Annotated in this window: 1 pseudogene; it reads left to right on the top strand. The window is 35.6% G+C overall.

The annotated features are described in order from the left end of the window. Positions 1-150 precede the first annotated feature (150 nt). Positions 151-231: pseudogene (locus TEPIDINF_RS14890) on the top strand (IS200/IS605 family transposase); the annotation flags it as partial. Positions 232-270: the final 39 nt, after the last annotated feature.

Here is a 270-nt window from a genome sequence, read left to right on the forward strand (position 1 = left end):
TGGGAGATGAATTTCGGTTAGGCGTAGCCTAAAGTTGTCTTTTTTTGCTATGATATAATTAGTCTTATATAAATGAAAGGCTGATATATCAATGAAATTAGACAGTAATAACCATTCTGTGTTCCTCAGTAGAATGGAATCAAGATGTTGAGAAGCTTTTGCTTACTCACAACGGGTGGTGCGCCCATTGAAGTGATAAAGAAATATATAGAAAATCAAGGTATGAAGTGAGGTGATTCGATATGGCAAACAAAGCATATAAGTTCCGTC

It is taken from the genome of Tepidibacillus infernus, from assembly GCF_048898065.1.
GTDB lineage: Bacteria > Bacillota > Bacilli > Tepidibacillales > Tepidibacillaceae > Tepidibacillus_B > Tepidibacillus_B infernus.